Origin of the sequence: Antrihabitans spumae (genome assembly GCF_043944905.1) — a bacterium.
Classification (GTDB): Bacteria; Actinomycetota; Actinomycetes; order Mycobacteriales; family Mycobacteriaceae; genus Antrihabitans; species Antrihabitans spumae.
Genome location: NZ_JBIMSN010000079.1, coordinates 37,377 through 52,657 on the forward strand (window position 1 = coordinate 37,377; position 15,281 = coordinate 52,657).

Here is a 15,281-nt window from a genome sequence, read left to right on the forward strand (position 1 = left end):
CTCACGTCCTAGCAAGTCCGGCGGCCGCAGCTGCATCGGCCAGCACCGCCTCCAACATCGCAGGTGTCAAACGGCCGGTGAAGGTGTTCTGCTGGCTCACGTGGTAGCTGCCGAACAGATGTAGCGGACGAGCTCCCGGCAATTCGTAGTGCACGCCGTGGCCGAACTTCGGTCGCGGTTTCGGCACCGTCCAGCCCGCGTCGGAGAGCACGGGAAGCAAGGCCTGCCAACCGAATCCACCGAGCACAACGACCGCGCGGAGCGTCGGTGCCAGCAAACTCAATTCCAGGTCGAGCCACGTTCTGCAGCGATCGCGCTCGTCGGTCGTCGGTTTGTTGTCCGGGGGAGCGCAGTGCACGGGTGCGGTGATTCGGGTGCCGCGAAGGAGCAGGCCGTCGTCGATGGCGACCGAGGTCGGTTGGTTGGCCAACCCCACCGCGTGCAATGCCGCATACAACACGTCGCCACTGCGGTCGCCGGTGAACATCCGTCCGGTCCGGTTCGCACCATGCGCCGCGGGTGCAAGTCCGACGATGAGCAACGCCGCGTCGTCGGGTCCGAAACCGGGAACCGCTCGTCCCCAGTAGGTCTGTTCGCGGAAGGCAGCGCGCTTGTCGCGGGCGATCTGTTCGCGCCACGTGACGAGGCGTGGGCACGCACGACACGACGCGACTGCGGCATCGAGGTCGGCGATCGAGCGCGGCTTCACCCCTACATCGTGCCTTCGCGTCGTTCGGGGCCGCGTATGCGGTCATAATCTGAGGCATGTTGCTGCAGCCCGATCAACGCATATCGGACTGCGTCGTGCGCGTCGTACTCGGTCGCGGCGGCACCAGCACGGTCTACCTTGCAGAAAACACGCGTACGGGTGAGCTCGAAGCGCTGAAGATTCTCAACCCCGACGTCGTTGTGCACGAGGCGGTCCGGGCACGGTTTCGGTGCGAGTTCGACATCGCGAAGCTGCTCGAGCATCCGAACATCGTCGACGTCCACGATTTCGGCGACTACGACGGTCAGCAGTGGATGACCATGCAGTACATCTTCGGCGTGAGCGGTACGGCCTTGATTCCGCGCCCGCGGGCTCGCCCGGACCTGGCGCTCGTGCTCGGTGTGCTTGCGCAGATGGCTGCTGGACTGGACTACGCGCACGCGCGGGGTGTGCTGCATCGGGACGTGAAGCCGTCGAATTTTCTTATCGCACATGCGGCGCCACGCAATGCGGTGCTCACCGATTTCGGGATCGCCCGCATGATCGACAACACTCGACCGCGCGGGCTGAGCGGACACATCGTCGGATCGCTGCCCTATGCAGCACCGGAAGTTCTTCAGGCTCAACCTCTTTCGGTTGCGACCGACGTGTATGCGCTCGCGGCGTCGACTGTCGAGCTGCTGACCGGTAAGCCGCCGTTTCCGCTGCCGAACATGTTCGCGATCACCAGTGCGCAGATCTCGTCGCCGCCACCGGTGCTGTCACGTCGGCGCCGGTGGATACCTGCGACGGTCGATCCGATCGTCAGCCGCGCGTTGGCGAAGCATCCCGGGCAGCGCTACACCTCGTGCAGCGAGTTCGTCGAACTCGTCACCCATGCGCTGCGTGGGTTCTACTGAGCGGGTTCTACTGACGCTTCACTCCGTGCTTGCGGGAAACAGCGATACAACCGTGCTTTCGACGATGCGGAGGTGGTCCGACATCGCGTTTGCCGCGCCCTCGTAGGAGCCGTCGGCTATGGCGTCGAGTATGACGCGATGCTCGACTCCCGATGCCTGCTGCCGTTTGGACAGCTTGTTGATCATCTTCGACTGCTGGGACAGCGCGTCGCGAAGTTCGCCGACAACGGCCGCGAACACGCCGTTGCCGCTTGCCGCCGCGATCGCGAGGTGGAACTCGCCGTCGAGTCGAACCCATTCGGCGGGATCGGTTTCCGCGTCCATCCTGTCGACCAGCCCGCGTAGCTGGGCGAGTTGCACATCGGTGCGGCGTAGTGCGGCGAAGCCGGCGGCGGGCACCTCGATGTGGGGTCGGGCTTCGCGGAGTGCCCCCGCGGAGTACTCGCCGAACACCGGCTCGGATCGAGGACGATCGGAGATGACGAAAGTGCCCTTGCCCGTGTGTGTTTCGGTGAATCCCAGTGCGGTGCTCGAGCGCAGCGCCTCGCGGACGACGGATCGACTGACGCTGTAGCGGGCGGACAGCGTTGCTTCGGCAGGCAGTTTGGTTCCGACGGGCAGGTCGCCGCTCTCGATCGCGGCTCGGAGGTCGGCAAGCACCGCCTCTGCCGCACCGACGCGAGAGGAGGTCGGCTGTCGGTCGGCCCAGCTGTCGGACAGGTTCATGTGTGAACTTTTGCTCATCATTACTCCCAGGTCAACCCGACTTCCAGAATATGTCGCTCAGGTTCTGCTCAGGTATTGACTCCCGTCCATGTGTCGTACACCATATGAGACGTGAACCTGTCTGACAGCCTGACAGTCGGTCATCTGACGATGTCGTTCGCCGACACCATGTCCAGAGGCGAACTTGTGGACGCCTGGGCGTCGATCGCGACCGAAGCCGCGGAAGTCGCGGCGCTGCGCGCAGCCCCCGAGCAGATCCGCTCACTCGGTGAACTCGGCCGTCTGTTGGGCGCCGAAAGAGACCCCGAAGTCTGGGAAAGTCTGCTTGCCGCAACGTATGCCGGATTGATCGAATCCAGCGGCAACGACGTACTCGACGTGGTTGCCTATGAACTGTGGAACGCGTTGACTCGTCACGTGGACATCGCCGCCGCACTATGGCCGATCCGCGAAGGGATGCACGAGGGACTCGAAGCGGTGATAGATCGCATCGCTGCAAGCGATCCGGACTCGGCGGTTGCCGGCATGCTCGCACTTGTCAGTGCGACACGTGGCGCGGTTGCGAACTCGGCGGTGGATGTCGCATGAAACCGACTGGGCCGCAACGCAGCACCGCGTCACTCGTGCCGAGCGACCACCCTGTCGTCGACCCTGATCGCAAGAACGATGGCTTCGCCACTTACCGCCGACCAGTGGTAGGGCACCCCTGCCGCACACACGACGCTGGCACCCGCGTCGAGGCGATGAACCTGCGGACCGCTCGGCGGTGTGACGGTGATATCGACATCGCCACGGGCAACGTAGAGAACGCAATCGTGCCGGTGCCGCACGGGAACAGTTTCCCCGCCCTCGCGGCGTCGGGACTCGACGACGTTCACCTCGCCGCCGCGGGGATTGAGCGATCGATCGCCATCGTCGAACAACGGCGGTGCGGAAGTGATTTCGACGATTCGGCCGGCGTCCGCGGCGCCGATGATGTCGATGGTGGCGCACTCCAGTGCGGCCGCGATGAGCGCGAGCGAAGCCAACGACGGGTTCGCGCGGTTGTTTTCGACTTGACTCAGGAACGGCGCGGACAAGCCACTGCGTTCGCTGAGTTGAGTCAACGTCAGGGAGCGCTCTCGGCGCATTGTGCGTATCGCTCGGCCGAGTTGCTGGCCACCGACCGTCCGTACCGAACGGTCTCGAGTCAGGTCACTCATTCTTTACACGCATTCTCTTCCCGAACTCTCCATGACGAACTACGTTGTCAAAACTATAGAGCCATCAAACGTTTGACCAGCTCGATTTCGACCAGGGCGATCCCGACCATCTTGCGAGGACAACAATGACCGCAACGCCGACAACCGGGTACGACAATTCATCCCTTGCCCACGAGGACGAGGGATATCACAAGGGTCTCAAGCCACGCCAGCTCCAGATGATCGCGATCGGCACCGGCCTCTTCATGGGCGCAGGCAGCCGTTTGCACGAGGCAGGACCCGGACTCTTCATCGTCTACGCCGTCTGTGGCGTGTTCGTGTTCCTCATCTTGCGATGTCTCGGTGAGCTCGTTCTGCACCGACCGTCGTCGGGATCTTTCGTCTCCTACGCCCGCGAATTCTTCGGTGAGAAGTCCGCGTTCGTCGCAGGCTGGTTGTACTTCTTCAACTGGGCGATGACAGCGATCGTCGACGTCACCGCAATCGCGCTCTACATCCACTACTGGGGGATGTTCGACGTCATTCCGCAGTGGTTGATCGCCTTGATAGCACTGATTCTGGTGCTCGGGATGAACATGATCTCGGTCAAGGTCTTCGGCGAGATGGAGTTCTGGGCCGCACTGATCAAGGTCGTCGCACTGATGACGTTCCTCGTCGTCGGCCTCGTGTTCCTCGGCGGACGCTACAAGATCGAGGGCCAGGACACGGGCTTCACCATCCTGCGAGACAACGGCGGCTTGTTCCCAGAAGGAATCTGGTCGTTGATCGTCGTCACGACGGGCGTCATCTTCGCTTACGCCGCAGTCGAACTGGTCGGTACAGCAGCTGGTGAAACCGAGAATCCGGCGAAGATCATGCCGCGTGCCATCAACTCGGTGATCGCGCGTATCGCGGTCTTCTACGTCGGCTCGCTCGTGCTGCTCGCTTTGCTGCTGCCCTACACCGTGTACCAGGCGGGTACCAGTCCGTTCGTGTCGTTCTTCTCCAGAATCGGCGTTCCTGCCGCCGGCGGCATCATGAACCTGGTCGTGTTCACCGCTGCACTGTCCAGCCTCAACGCCGGTCTCTATTCGACCGGTCGCATCCTGCGGTCGATGGCAATGAACGGCAGCGCACCGGCATTCACCGGAAAGATGAACAAAAACGGTGTGCCATTCGGCGGTATCGCGCTGACCGGCGTGATCACGTTGTTCGGCATCGTGCTCAACCTGATCGTGCCTGCGGAAGCCTTCAACATCGCACTCGACCTGGCTGCGCTCGGCATCATCTCGTCGTGGGCCATGATCGTTGCGTGCCAGATCCAGATGTACCGGTGGGCACAGAAGGGCATCTTGACGCGACCCGCGTTCCGGACGCCGCTAGCGCCGTACTCGAGCTACGCGACGCTCATCTTCCTCGGCGCGGTCACCGTTCTTATGTGCTACGAGAACGTGTGGAACTTCTACGCAATTCTGATCATCATCCCGTCGTTGATCGGCGGCTGGTATCTCGTGCGCGACAAGGTGATGAGGGTCGCGCAGGAGCGGGTCGGCTACACCGGTGAATACCCGGTCGTAGCGAACCTTCCGGTCGAGGGTGATGAGAAGAACTAGGTAGCGAAGCGCAACGTCACCAGTTGGAAAGGCCGAAGGCGCAATGTGATTGCGCCTTCGGCACCAACCGTTACAGGGCCATCGGTGGTCCGCTCCAGCAGATCGGTGCACTCGACGGAGGAGTAGTCGAATCCCGCGGTGAGCATGGCTTCGGCCTTGCCGCCGCGGGATTCGTACATCCGGACGATCACGTCACCGCTGCGATCCTCCGCCAGCTTCACCGCCTCGACGACGACGGCCGGATTCGATACGCGTACAAGCGGTTCCACCGAGGACTCGGTACCGCGAACAGTTCTGGGCCGCAGATTCATTCGATAGCCTTCCGCGACCGCGTCGGCGATGCTCGCGCCTGGACTTATCGAAACCCGCAGGACGTGGTGCCCTAGATCGGCGGTCGGATCGGGATAGTGCGGCGCGCGCAACAGCGACAACCGGATCGTCGTCGTCGTTCCGCCGTCGTCGCGGGTGCGTCGCCCGATGTCGTGGCCGTACGTCGAATCATTGGCCACTGCAACGCCGTAACCCGGTTCGCCGACATGCACCCAGCGGTGCGCGCAGATCTCGAACTTGGCGACGTCCCACGAGGTGTTCGAATGTGTCGGCCGAAAGACGTGCCCGAACTGCGTTTCCGACGCACTGCGATCGGCGTGGACGTCGACAGGAAATGCCAGCTTGAGCAGCTTCTGGCTTTCCTGCCAGTCGATGTCGTTGACGATCTCGAGAGCAGCCGATCCCGCGGCCAGCCGGAGTCGTTGCGTGATGCGCGACTTCCCGAACACCCGCTCGACGACAACCTCGTCGCCGTCGACCGACAGGCTTTCGACAGTTGTCAGATCGGTGACGTTGCGACGGTAGAACTCGTCGATGTCCCAGGCGTCCCACTGATTCGGGATGTCACGATGGAGCTGCAGGAGATTGCCTACCGTGCCCGGGGCTATCGCCTCGCGTCCGGTCGCGTAGTCCGTCAGGGACGTGATCAGACCTTTCGTCGAGATCACCGCACGAATCACGCCGTTGTCGAGCACGTACCCACGGCGATACTTCTGCGGGACGACCTCGTCGGCCGGCTCAGCGATGCCCGCGCCGAGGCCTGCGACGCCGTCGCGATCGAACGGTCCTGCGTTGAAGGTCAATGCCTTTCGGCCGCGGCCGCTGCCCTTGCCGCTCAATGCTGCGAGCGCGGCGGCGATCACCTTCTCCAGCCGCCCTGCGATGGCCGCGTAGTTGCGTTCGGCGTCGTGGTGCACCCAGGCGATCGAACTGCCGGGCAGGATGTCGTGGAATTGCTGTAGCAGCACCAGGTGCCAGATCTCCTCGAGTTCTGCATATGGATACTCGACACCTGCCCGGACGCTCGCCGTAGCAGCCCACAGTTCGGCCTCGCGCAGCAAGTGCTCGCTACGCCGATTGCCCTGCTTGGTATTCGCCTGTGTCGTATACGTTCCGCGATGAATCTCGAGGTACAGCTCGCCGGACCACACAGGGGGAGTCGGGTATTCGGCCTCGGCGCGGCGGAAGAAGTCGATCGGGGTGCCGAGTTCCATTGTCGGAGAACCTTCGAGCGAGCGGACACGCTCGGTGACGGCCAGCATCTCCCGAGTCGCGCCACCACCGCCGTCGCCGTAGCCGAACGGGATCAGCGAGACGGTGCCGACGCCCTGCTCGCGATAGTTTCTCTGCGCGTGCGCGAGGTCGTTGGCGTGCAACTCCGAATTGTACTTGTCGACCGGCGGAAAGTGAGTGAAGACTCGGGTGCCGTCGATACCTTCCCAGGCAAAGGTGTGATGCGGCATCCTGTTGGTCTGGTTCCACGAGATCTTCTGCGTCAGAAAGTAATCGGCGCCGGCCGACTTGACGATCTGCGGCAGCGCAGCGGAGTAGCCGAAGGAGTCGGGCAGCCACGCTTCGAGTGTGTCGAGTCCGAACTCGTCGAGAAAGAAGCGTTTGCCCGCGACGAACTGGCGCGCCATCGCTTCACCGCCCGGCATGTTCGTATCGGCCTCGACCCACATGCTGCCGACCGGAATGAATTGGCCTGCGCGAACTTTGGCCTTGATGCGGGTGAACAGCTCGGGGTAATGCTCCTTGATCCAGGCGAATTGCTGAGCCGATGAGCAGGCGAAGGTGAAGTCCGGGTAGCGGTCCATCAGGTCGACCATGTTCGAGAACGTTCGTGCACATTTGCGAATCGTCTCGCGGATCGGCCACAGCCACGCGGAGTCGATGTGCGCGTGGCCGACGGCGATCAGGTTGTGCGCGCTCGCATACGCGGGCTTGGCGAAGGCGTCGGCCAATGCAGCACGACCCGCTGCGGCTGTTCCCGCGACGTCCTCCGGGTCGACGATGTCGAGCATGCGCTCGAACGCCCGCAGGATTTCGTGCCTGCGCGGCAGATCGACGGGCAGTGCGTGCATCAGCCCGCCGAGCACGGCGATGTCCTGCTGCAGTTCCCAGACCACCGTGTTGCGCAGTGCGAACTGCACTCGCGCGAGCTTGTAGATCGGACCGTCGCCCGCAGTCGCCTTGTCGCCCAATGCTGTCGGTCGGAATCCGGAGATCCCGATGTCGGGATTCGCTGCAGCCTCGATGTAGACGTCGAGTGGCTGACGGTGATCGACAGGCACGTAGGCGTTGTAGGGCGAAATCGCCTTGACGGTGCTGCCGTCGGGTCGAAATACGAGACCTTCGGCGTTGAATCCCGGCCCGCCCGTGAAGCCGGGGTCGACGAGCAACTCGGTGGCGAGGCCGCGGGGGAGCCTGCCCCTCGAGTCGAGCCATTCCTTGGGGATCGACCCGGTTGCGTGGATCCACATCGTTCCCCACGGTTTGCCCCATGCGGTCCCGATGTCGATCGGCGAATACTTCTGCCGCACCGCATCGGCGAACGGAACCGGCTCGTCGGGGACGGTCCACGCGGTGATCGTCACCGGCGCGAAGGCCTGGTAGACGGCCGGCGTCACACGTTCGTCGTTGAATCGAGCAAGACGTCCTTCGACAAGCTGGCGATTGTCGTGCATGGCCCGACCCTAGCTTTATCGGTCGGTACGCACCCAGATATCGCCTGCACCGGGCGTGACGGCGTCGACGAGCGCCCAGGCATCGTCGATCGGCAGGTCGAGGACGTCGTAGTGCCGTTTTCCGGCAGCTGTCGCTGCGACGATCGTTGCCACGCCCGCTCGTCGTTGAAAGAAGCTCTGCCGAACCGTCCAGCCGATGATTCCCGCAGACTCCAGGCAATCCCGGTCTCGATCGAGCGAACCGCTCTGTGTGACAAGCCAACCGGGCAGTATCGCGTGCCCGAGGCCGCGGTAACGGTCCCAGGCCAGCCCGAGCGCCGCGACGAATGCAGCGACGACGACGATCCAGACGAACCAGGGGACGTCCCACCCGACGACCTTGGCGACGAGCAAGCCGACGACCACGGCAACGATCGGCAGCAGGGCTCGGGTGAAACGGCGTCGCATCGCACTCGGTCCGTGCGGGGTCAGGGCAACTGTGCCCTGAGTGGCGTCGCCGAGCAGATGTGCGAGAACGCGACGAACATGGGCAGCAGGTGCCTGTGGCAATACCAGTGACGATTCCTGCTTCTCCGCGCTGACGCCTGTCATGATGCCGTCGAGTTTCGCGCCACCCGCGAGGCGCAGCAGCAGAGGCTCTTTCAGTGTCGCGCCGCGCAGCCGAGCCCGATCCAACGACGTCTGTCGGGTCTTGAGCAAGCCGTGATTGACATGGAGGACGCGCCCGTCGTCGATGACCTCCAGGCCGCCGTAGGTCAACAGGTAACGGACACAGGCGAATACGCTCGCGAGCAACAGGAGTAGAAGCAAGCCGACGATCACCACGAGGACAATTCCGAAACGCGCTCCCGCATCGACACTGTTGGACACGACGCTGGAGTCGGCGATGCGCTGACCGAGGCCGTACTGGAAGGCGATACCGACCGCCGCGAGGATCGCAACGACGCCGGTCGAGGAAAACGGCGCGTACTTGACCCAATTCGGAGAGAAGTGCGCGATTTCTGTTGCGGCGACCGGTGGTTGGGCCTTGTCCAGCGAATCAGCCTCCTGCGGAGCAGGTTTGGTCAGCAGCGCGGCTCGCAGGCCAGGTACGAGCGAGGCATCGAGGGCGTTGAGCAGAAACTTCTCGTCGCCGCTACCTGCTTGCGTGCCGGTGCCGATCCGCACCACGGACAGCCCGAGCACCCTGTGCAGCAAGCTCGCCTCGGAATCCACCGAACGGATACGGGTTCGCGGTATCGACAGCAACTTCTTCTGGAACAGGCCGGTACGAAGTTCGATGTGCACGGCGCCGATGCGATAAAACGTTGTGAACCAGCGCAATAGGGCGAACAGCACGATCAACGCGAGTGCGACGAGGCTCCACATGTGGTTACCGCTCTGGGCGCCGATGAAAAACGACGCGAGCAGAACCGGCAGAAACTTCACGGCCTCGTTGACCGGGTGGACGAGCAGCATGCGCTTGTCCAACCGCAGCCACGGCTGTTCTTGCTCGGCTGCGATCGCCTCGGATCCCGATGCTTCGTCGGGTACCAGGTCTGTCATACCTCGAAGCTACCGTTCACGCCGACGCTTCGATGCCGTCGAGTAGTCGCGCCAGGCCGAATGCATGGGCGCTCGACATGGCGGGACCGGTCGAGGAGTCGAAGCCGCCGGCATTCCAGATCGTGTTCATCGTCGGGTACCGCTCCGGATCGAAGTATTCCTGCCACAGCCGATCGCGTTCGCCCCACCAGGCGTCGTTCGTCTGGCCGGTTCGACGTTCGAGGTCGGCCGCTTCGCTTTCGGTGGCCGCCGTTGCCGTGACGAATGCTGTGATCGCGTCCGCCGCGGCGGTCGTATCGCGAGCGCTCAGCTTCAGTCCGACCAGGGTCGAGAGCACGTACTCGCTGTCCGCGAGCATGCCGGGCCCGATCGGCGGACGGACGGTCGAGATCTGGCCCAGCCACGGATGCAGGTGGTACTGGGCGAGCGTCGCTTCGGCGTAGAGCTCGATCTGCTGACGCCACGAGGCGGGCCGTGGTTCGCCGGGCGCAGGCAGCGCCTTTGCTACCAGGAGCGCGTCGACCATCAGGTCGAGCAGTTCGCCCTTCGAGGGCGCGTACGTGTACAACGTCATCGTTCCGACACCGAGGGCAGTGGCGACCCGGTTCATGGACACGGCCGCGAGGCCGTCGGCGTCGGCGATGGCGATGGCTGTGCCCACAACGTCGTCGACCGTCAGCTTCGGTCTGCGTCCGGCCGCTGGCCGATCGGGAGAGGTCGCATGATGGCGCCACAGCAGCGGCAGAATCCGGTCGGGATCGCCGGTACCGCTGTGTTCCATCACCACTACCTTCCATGCGAGGACGATTTTCGTATACCCTACGACAAGAACTGAATTCGTATGGCATACGACAAAGGAGTGTCGATGAAAGTGCTGGTCACAGGTGCGACGCGTAACGTCGGCAGGTTGGTCGTCGACGAACTGCTGCGCCTCGGCGCAACGGACGTACGGGCTCTGACGACAGATCCAGCGAGCGCGGCCCTGCCGGCGGAGGTCGACGTCGTGACCGGATTCGTCGGCCGTCCCGAGACGCTGGAAGGTGCGCTGAGCGGCGTCGATGTGCTTTACCTCGCGCCGCATCCGCCCACCGTGACGGCAGCAGTCGCGCTTGCGGAACAGGCGGGCGTCAGCCGCATCGTCGACCTCGCCGGTGCGGTCGGCACAGGATGGGAGCCGATCGAGACGGCGGTCGAGGCGTCCTCGCTGGGGTGGACGCATCTCGAACCCGGCGAATTTATGGACAACTACCTGATGTGGTCCGATCAGATCCGAAGGACGGACCGCGTACGCGACGGCTATCCCGCTGCGGCCAATGCCGCTATCGACCTGTCCGACATTGCCGCAGTCGCTGCCCGTGCCATCCTCGACGACTCTCACGTCGGCAAGTCCTACGAACTGACCGGACCCGAGTGCTTGCGTCGCGACGAAAAGCTGGCCGCGATCGCCTCGGCCGTCGGGCGCGAGATCTCCTATTTCGAACTCGATCACGAGGCCGCGGTCGCCGAGTTGGCAGCAGGTATGGGCGAATACGCCCGCTGGTACGTCGACGGGGTGGCGTCACTGGTCGAGGCACCGCAACTCGCGGTCCAGACCGTCGCTGAGATCACCGGCAGGCCAGGAACGACGTTCGCAGAATGGGCCGCTGCCAATGTCGCTGCGTTTCGCTGAATCAGGTTGCGTCGCTGGTGTTTCTGGCCGCAATCTCGGTGAGCTGCGCGACGGTGCGATCGGCAACCTCGTTGTCCAACGCCGTGATCTTGACCGCCCCGGCCGACGATGCGGTCGTAACCGTAACTGTGGCCAAGCCGAGCATCCGATCGATGGGTCCACGCTCGGTGTCGACGGTCTGGACGCGGGAGATCGGAGCGACGCGGCGCTCCTGCGTGAACCAGCCGGTTCGGGTGTAGACCGCGGTGTCGCTCACCTCCCAGCGATGGACGGCATACCGCCACATCGGCACGCCGCCGATGTGAGCAGCAGCAAGGACCACGCTCGCGACGAACACTCCTACGTGGACTGCCGATGTCGCGGTGCCGTCGATGACCGCCCACACGATCTGAGCGACGAACGGGACGACCCACAGCAGAGCCGCGTTGATCGCCCACAGCGCTTTCGCCTTCGGGCTGGGTCGCCACGCGGGGTCGGCCATCGTCACGGTCGGAGTCATGGCGTCACGATCGGAGTCATACAGCCATCGTCCACGATCGTGCGCGGACCTGGGGAACGACCCTCCCGGTGGCAGGGCAGGTAGGTAGTGGCGCATGATCGAACCGTGACCCTGCTGCCGGACCCGATCTTGCCCGCCGCACCCCCGACTGTGCCGACCCCGTCCGCGATGCGCCGTGCGCTGCGACGGGCAAGGGACGGGGCGACCCTGAACGTCGACGAGGCAGTTGTGCTGCTGCAGGCGCGCGACGCCGATCTGCAGGACCTCTGTCTGAGTGCCGCGCGGGTCCGTGACGCTGGGCTCGAGGCCGCGGGCCGACCGAAGACGGTCACCTACTCACGCAAGGTGTTCATCCCGCTGACTCGGCTGTGCCGGGACAAGTGCCACTACTGCACGTTCGTCACCGTTCCCGGCAAACTGCGGGCCGAAGGGCGCGGCGCTTTCCTCGAGCCGGACGAGGTACTCGAGATCGCTCGCCGCGGTGCCGAGTTGGGTTGCAAGGAAGCGTTGTTCACGCTCGGTGACCGACCTGAGGCGCGGTGGCCGGAAGCGAAGGAATGGCTCGACGCCCGTGGCTACGACTCGACACTGGATTACCTGCGCGCCATGTCGATTCGTGTGCTCGAGGAGACCGGCCTACTGCCGCACCTCAATCCGGGCGTGCTGAGCTGGGAGGAGATCTCCCGACTCAAACCTGTTGCGCCGTCGATGGGGATGATGCTCGAGACGACGTCGACCCGGCTGTTCACCGAAAAAGGTCAGTGCCACTACGGAAGCCCTGACAAGGACCCGGCGGTTCGACTCCGAACCCTCACCGACGCAGGGCGTCTGAGTGTGCCGTTCACGACGGGCATCCTTGTCGGAATCGGTGGGACGCTGACCGATCGCGCCGAGTCGATCATGGCAATCCGAAAGTCGCACAAGGCGTTCGGGCATGTGCAGGAAGTGATCGTACAGAACTTCCTCGCCAAGTCTGACACGGTGATGCGGGGTGCACCCGACGCGGGCATCGCAGAGTTCACCGCGACGATCGCCGTTGCGCGGCTACTGCTCGGTCCTGGCATGCGAATCCAGGCGCCGCCGAACCTCGTCTCCAACACCGAGTGCCTTGCGCTCATCGGTGCAGGAGTCGACGACTGGGGTGGCGTGTCGCCGCTCACGCCCGATCATGTGAATCCAGAGCGCCCGTGGCCGAATCTGGACACGCTTGCCGAGATCACCGCCGCGGCCGGCTACACGTTGACCGAACGCACTGCCGCACAACCGAAGTACGTCCTCGCCGGTCATCCGTGGATAGATCCGCGCATCACCGCACATGTGCAGGCGCTCGCCGATCCGGAGACCGGGCTTGCGAAGCTCGACACCAAGCCGGTCGGGCTGCCGTGGCAGGAACCGGACGAATCGTGGGAATCGACCGGGCGCACCGACCTGAACGCGTCGATCGATACCGACGGTCGCAACACCGAAACCCGCAGCGACCTCGGTAGCGCGTTCGGCGACTGGGACACCGTTCGCGAGCAGGTGCTATCGCTGGCGGCTCCCGTCCGCGTCGACACCGATCTCGTTGCGGCACTTCGCTCGGCGGAGCGAAATCCGGCAGGCTGCACCGACGACGAGTACCTCGCCCTGGCGACGGCCGAGGGTCCGGGGTTGGAAGCTGTTGTCGCACTTGCTGATGCGCTCCGAAAGGAGGCGGTCGGCGACACCGTCACCTACGTCGTCAACCGAAACATCAACTTCACCAACATTTGCTACACCGGCTGCCGGTTCTGTGCGTTCGCGCAGCGTAAGGGTGACGCCGACGCTTTCACGCTGTCGATGGACGATGTCGCCGACCGGGCGTGGGAGGCCCACGTCCAAGGTGCGACCGAGGTCTGCATGCAGGGTGGTATCGATCCCGAACTGCCCGCCACCGGTTATGCGGATCTGGTTCGCGCGGTGAAGAACCGAGTGCCGTCGATGCACGTCCACGCCTTCAGCCCGATGGAGATCGTCAACGGCGCGGCACGTGGGGCACAGAGCGTTCGTGACTGGCTCATCGACCTTCGTGAGGCAGGTCTCGACACGATTCCCGGCACGGCGGCCGAGATCCTCGACGACGAGGTTCGCTGGATTCTCACCAAGGGCAAACTGCCGACCGCGACCTGGGTCGACGTCGTCACCACCGCACACCAGGTCGGGCTTCGGTCCAGTTCGACGATGATGTACGGCCACGTCGACAATCCGAAGCACTGGGTCGGACACCTGCGGGTTCTACGCGGAATCCAGGACAAGACAGGCGGATTCACGGAGTTCGTGCCGCTGCCGTTCGTGCATCAGTCCTCGCCGCTTTATCTTGCGGGTGCTGCCCGACCAGGACCGACCAATCGCGATAACCGCGCGGTGCACGCACTAGCTCGAATAATGTTGCACGGCAGCATCGACAACATTCAGGTCAGCTGGGTCAAACTAGGGGTCACCGGCAGTCGCGTGATGCTCGCGGGCGGTGCCAACGATCTTGGGGGAACTTTGATGGAGGAGACCATCTCTCGGATGGCAGGGTCGGAACACGGTTCGTCGAAATCGGTCGCCGAGCTGCGCGCGATCGCCGAAGGCATCGACCGTCCGGCTCGGCAGCGCACCACTGCCTACGCGGACAAGGTCCACGTCGCGTGAGCGAAGCGATCACGGACAAAGAGGTCGCGGCCGTCCTCGGTCGGGCGGTGTGGGTCATCAACCCGGTACTCGACGTGTTGTCGACGATCGATCCGCTCGGGCTGCGCGGCCGGACGAAGCGAACAGAGCCGTCGGGTGATTCCGTGGTCGACCGTGGCCTCGACGCAATGGCGTGGGTGCTGAACACAGTCGATGTCCCTGGCACGAAGTCGTGGGACGGGATGAGCCTGCACGAGCGGTCGGCGTGGTGGGTCCGTCGTGTCGGCGCGTTGAACAACCTGGTCGTCGCGTATCCGGGCGTTTTCGGTGCGCTGTTGCAACGCCTGCCGCTGCAGGACGCGCTCGGTTTCGCGAACCAATCGATCGTGCTCTGTGCCGTCGCGCGGGAATACGGGATCGTCGATCAGCACAAGCAGGTCGAACTGATCGCGGCGGTGCTGTGTCAGCGAAATATCGGCGGCGCGTCGGCGAAGGCAGCGTCGGCGGCGGGACAGCTTGCCGAGGCCGAGCAGGACAGCAAATGGACGCCGTTCGCCCTGGCAAAGGCGTTGTGGCGAATCACGAAGATCGTGCGTGGGATCACCGACGAACTCGGCAAACGGCCGCGGCCGAAAAAGATCTTTCGGCTGTTCGGGATGCTGCCTGCGGTCGGAGTCATCGCCGACTACTTCGGTGAATTCGGTGCGTTGTCACGGGCGGCGAAAGCCGGCCAACAATGGATCGCAGCCAGTTAGGGCAGACTTACAACGGATGGGCCGACGTGGGCGG

Annotated in this window: 13 protein-coding genes; 6 read left to right on the top strand and 7 right to left on the bottom strand. The window is 64.0% G+C overall.

Annotation, left to right across the window (positions count from 1 at the left end; all coding sequences use genetic code 11):
• Position 1: 1 nt before the first annotated feature.
• A complete protein-coding gene (locus tag ACHIRB_RS18145) occupies positions 2 to 709 on the bottom strand; it encodes a uracil-DNA glycosylase (RefSeq protein WP_395116568.1) in 708 nt (235 codons plus the stop codon).
• A 56-nt stretch (positions 710 to 765) separates the two neighbouring features.
• On the opposite strand from ACHIRB_RS18145, the gene ACHIRB_RS18150 reads away from it, so the two are divergent.
• The gene (locus ACHIRB_RS18150; RefSeq protein ID WP_395116570.1) at positions 766 to 1,608 is read left to right on the top strand and encodes a serine/threonine-protein kinase; all 843 of its coding nucleotides are present in this window, start codon (positions 766 to 768) and stop codon (positions 1,606 to 1,608) included.
• Between the two features lie 18 nt (positions 1,609 to 1,626).
• Here ACHIRB_RS18150 and ACHIRB_RS18155 read toward each other — a convergent pair whose 3' ends face one another.
• Positions 1,627 to 2,334: a FadR/GntR family transcriptional regulator gene (locus tag ACHIRB_RS18155; protein WP_395125139.1), complete on the bottom strand. Its 708-nt coding sequence runs from the start codon at positions 2,332 to 2,334 to the stop codon at positions 1,627 to 1,629.
• Positions 2,335 to 2,445: 111 nt separating this feature from the next.
• On the opposite strand from ACHIRB_RS18155, the gene ACHIRB_RS18160 reads away from it, so the two are divergent.
• A complete protein-coding gene (locus ACHIRB_RS18160) occupies positions 2,446 to 2,922 on the top strand; it encodes an FCD domain-containing protein (RefSeq protein WP_395116572.1) in 477 nt (158 codons plus the stop codon).
• A 29-nt stretch (positions 2,923 to 2,951) separates the two neighbouring features.
• Here ACHIRB_RS18160 and ACHIRB_RS18165 read toward each other — a convergent pair whose 3' ends face one another.
• Positions 2,952 to 3,536, bottom strand: a complete 585-nt coding sequence (locus ACHIRB_RS18165) for a helix-turn-helix domain-containing protein (RefSeq protein ID WP_199705787.1) — start codon at positions 3,534 to 3,536, stop codon at positions 2,952 to 2,954.
• A gap of 125 nt (positions 3,537 to 3,661) precedes the next feature.
• Here ACHIRB_RS18165 and ACHIRB_RS18170 point away from each other — a divergent pair, with 125 nt between their 5' ends.
• Entirely contained in the window at positions 3,662 to 5,128 is a 1,467-nt protein-coding gene (locus ACHIRB_RS18170; protein WP_395127739.1) for an amino acid permease, read from the top strand.
• Here the strand turns inward: ACHIRB_RS18170 and ACHIRB_RS18175 are convergent.
• Genes ACHIRB_RS18175 through ACHIRB_RS18185 form a run of 3 tightly spaced genes read right to left on the bottom strand, consistent with a single transcriptional unit; the run spans position 5,125 to position 10,471 of the window.
• On the bottom strand, positions 5,125 to 8,145 hold the full coding sequence (locus tag ACHIRB_RS18175; RefSeq protein WP_395125118.1) for an alpha-mannosidase: 3,021 nt from the start codon (positions 8,143 to 8,145) through the stop codon (positions 5,125 to 5,127). The genes ACHIRB_RS18170 and ACHIRB_RS18175 overlap by 4 nt on opposite strands.
• 15 nt (positions 8,146 to 8,160) lie before the next feature.
• Positions 8,161 to 9,690, bottom strand: a complete 1,530-nt coding sequence (locus ACHIRB_RS18180; RefSeq protein ID WP_395116578.1) for a PH domain-containing protein — start codon at positions 9,688 to 9,690, stop codon at positions 8,161 to 8,163.
• Positions 9,691 to 9,706: 16 nt separating this feature from the next.
• On the bottom strand, positions 9,707 to 10,471 hold the full coding sequence (locus ACHIRB_RS18185; RefSeq protein WP_395125117.1) for a TetR/AcrR family transcriptional regulator: 765 nt from the start codon (positions 10,469 to 10,471) through the stop codon (positions 9,707 to 9,709).
• An 84-nt stretch (positions 10,472 to 10,555) separates the two neighbouring features.
• On the opposite strand from ACHIRB_RS18185, the gene ACHIRB_RS18190 reads away from it, so the two are divergent.
• Positions 10,556 to 11,359 (top strand): NAD(P)H-binding protein, encoded by an 804-nt coding sequence (locus ACHIRB_RS18190; RefSeq protein ID WP_395125116.1) that lies wholly within the window; start codon positions 10,556 to 10,558, stop codon positions 11,357 to 11,359.
• 1 nt (position 11,360) lies between these two features.
• On the opposite strand, the gene ACHIRB_RS18195 is transcribed toward ACHIRB_RS18190, so the two are convergent.
• Entirely contained in the window at positions 11,361 to 11,858 is a 498-nt protein-coding gene (locus tag ACHIRB_RS18195; protein WP_395116584.1) for a PH domain-containing protein, read from the bottom strand.
• Between the two features lie 111 nt (positions 11,859 to 11,969).
• On the opposite strand from ACHIRB_RS18195, the gene ACHIRB_RS18200 reads away from it, so the two are divergent.
• Together ACHIRB_RS18200 and ACHIRB_RS18205 are read left to right on the top strand one after the other, a co-directional pair.
• The gene (locus ACHIRB_RS18200; RefSeq protein ID WP_395125138.1) at positions 11,970 to 14,513 is read left to right on the top strand and encodes a bifunctional FO biosynthesis protein CofGH; all 2,544 of its coding nucleotides are present in this window, start codon (positions 11,970 to 11,972) and stop codon (positions 14,511 to 14,513) included.
• Positions 14,510 to 15,247, top strand: coding sequence for a hypothetical protein (locus tag ACHIRB_RS18205; RefSeq protein ID WP_395116586.1), 738 nt, complete (start codon positions 14,510 to 14,512; stop codon positions 15,245 to 15,247). Before ACHIRB_RS18200 ends, ACHIRB_RS18205 begins: the two co-directional genes overlap by 4 nt.
• The last annotated feature ends 34 nt before the right edge of the window (positions 15,248 to 15,281 follow it).

Excerpts from the sequence above, each read along its gene's own strand:
- ACHIRB_RS18155 (WP_395125139.1), bottom strand. The coding sequence starts at position 2,334 with ATGAACCTGTCCGACAGCTGGGCCGACCGACAGCCGACCTCCTCTCGC.
- ACHIRB_RS18175 (WP_395125118.1), bottom strand. The coding sequence starts at position 8,145 with ATGCACGACAATCGCCAGCTTGTCGAAGGACGTCTTGCTCGATTCAAC.
- ACHIRB_RS18165 (WP_199705787.1), bottom strand. The coding sequence starts at position 3,536 with ATGAGTGACCTGACTCGAGACCGTTCGGTACGGACGGTCGGTGGCCAG.
- ACHIRB_RS18180 (WP_395116578.1), bottom strand. The coding sequence starts at position 9,690 with ATGACAGACCTGGTACCCGACGAAGCATCGGGATCCGAGGCGATCGCA.
- ACHIRB_RS18150 (WP_395116570.1), top strand. The coding sequence starts at position 766 with ATGTTGCTGCAGCCCGATCAACGCATATCGGACTGCGTCGTGCGCGTC.
- ACHIRB_RS18185 (WP_395125117.1), bottom strand. The coding sequence starts at position 10,471 with ATGGAACACAGCGGTACCGGCGATCCCGACCGGATTCTGCCGCTGCTG.
- ACHIRB_RS18190 (WP_395125116.1), top strand. The coding sequence starts at position 10,556 with ATGAAAGTGCTGGTCACAGGTGCGACGCGTAACGTCGGCAGGTTGGTC.
- ACHIRB_RS18195 (WP_395116584.1), bottom strand. The coding sequence starts at position 11,858 with ATGACTCCGACCGTGACGATGGCCGACCCCGCGTGGCGACCCAGCCCG.
- ACHIRB_RS18170 (WP_395127739.1), top strand. The coding sequence starts at position 3,662 with ATGACCGCAACGCCGACAACCGGGTACGACAATTCATCCCTTGCCCAC.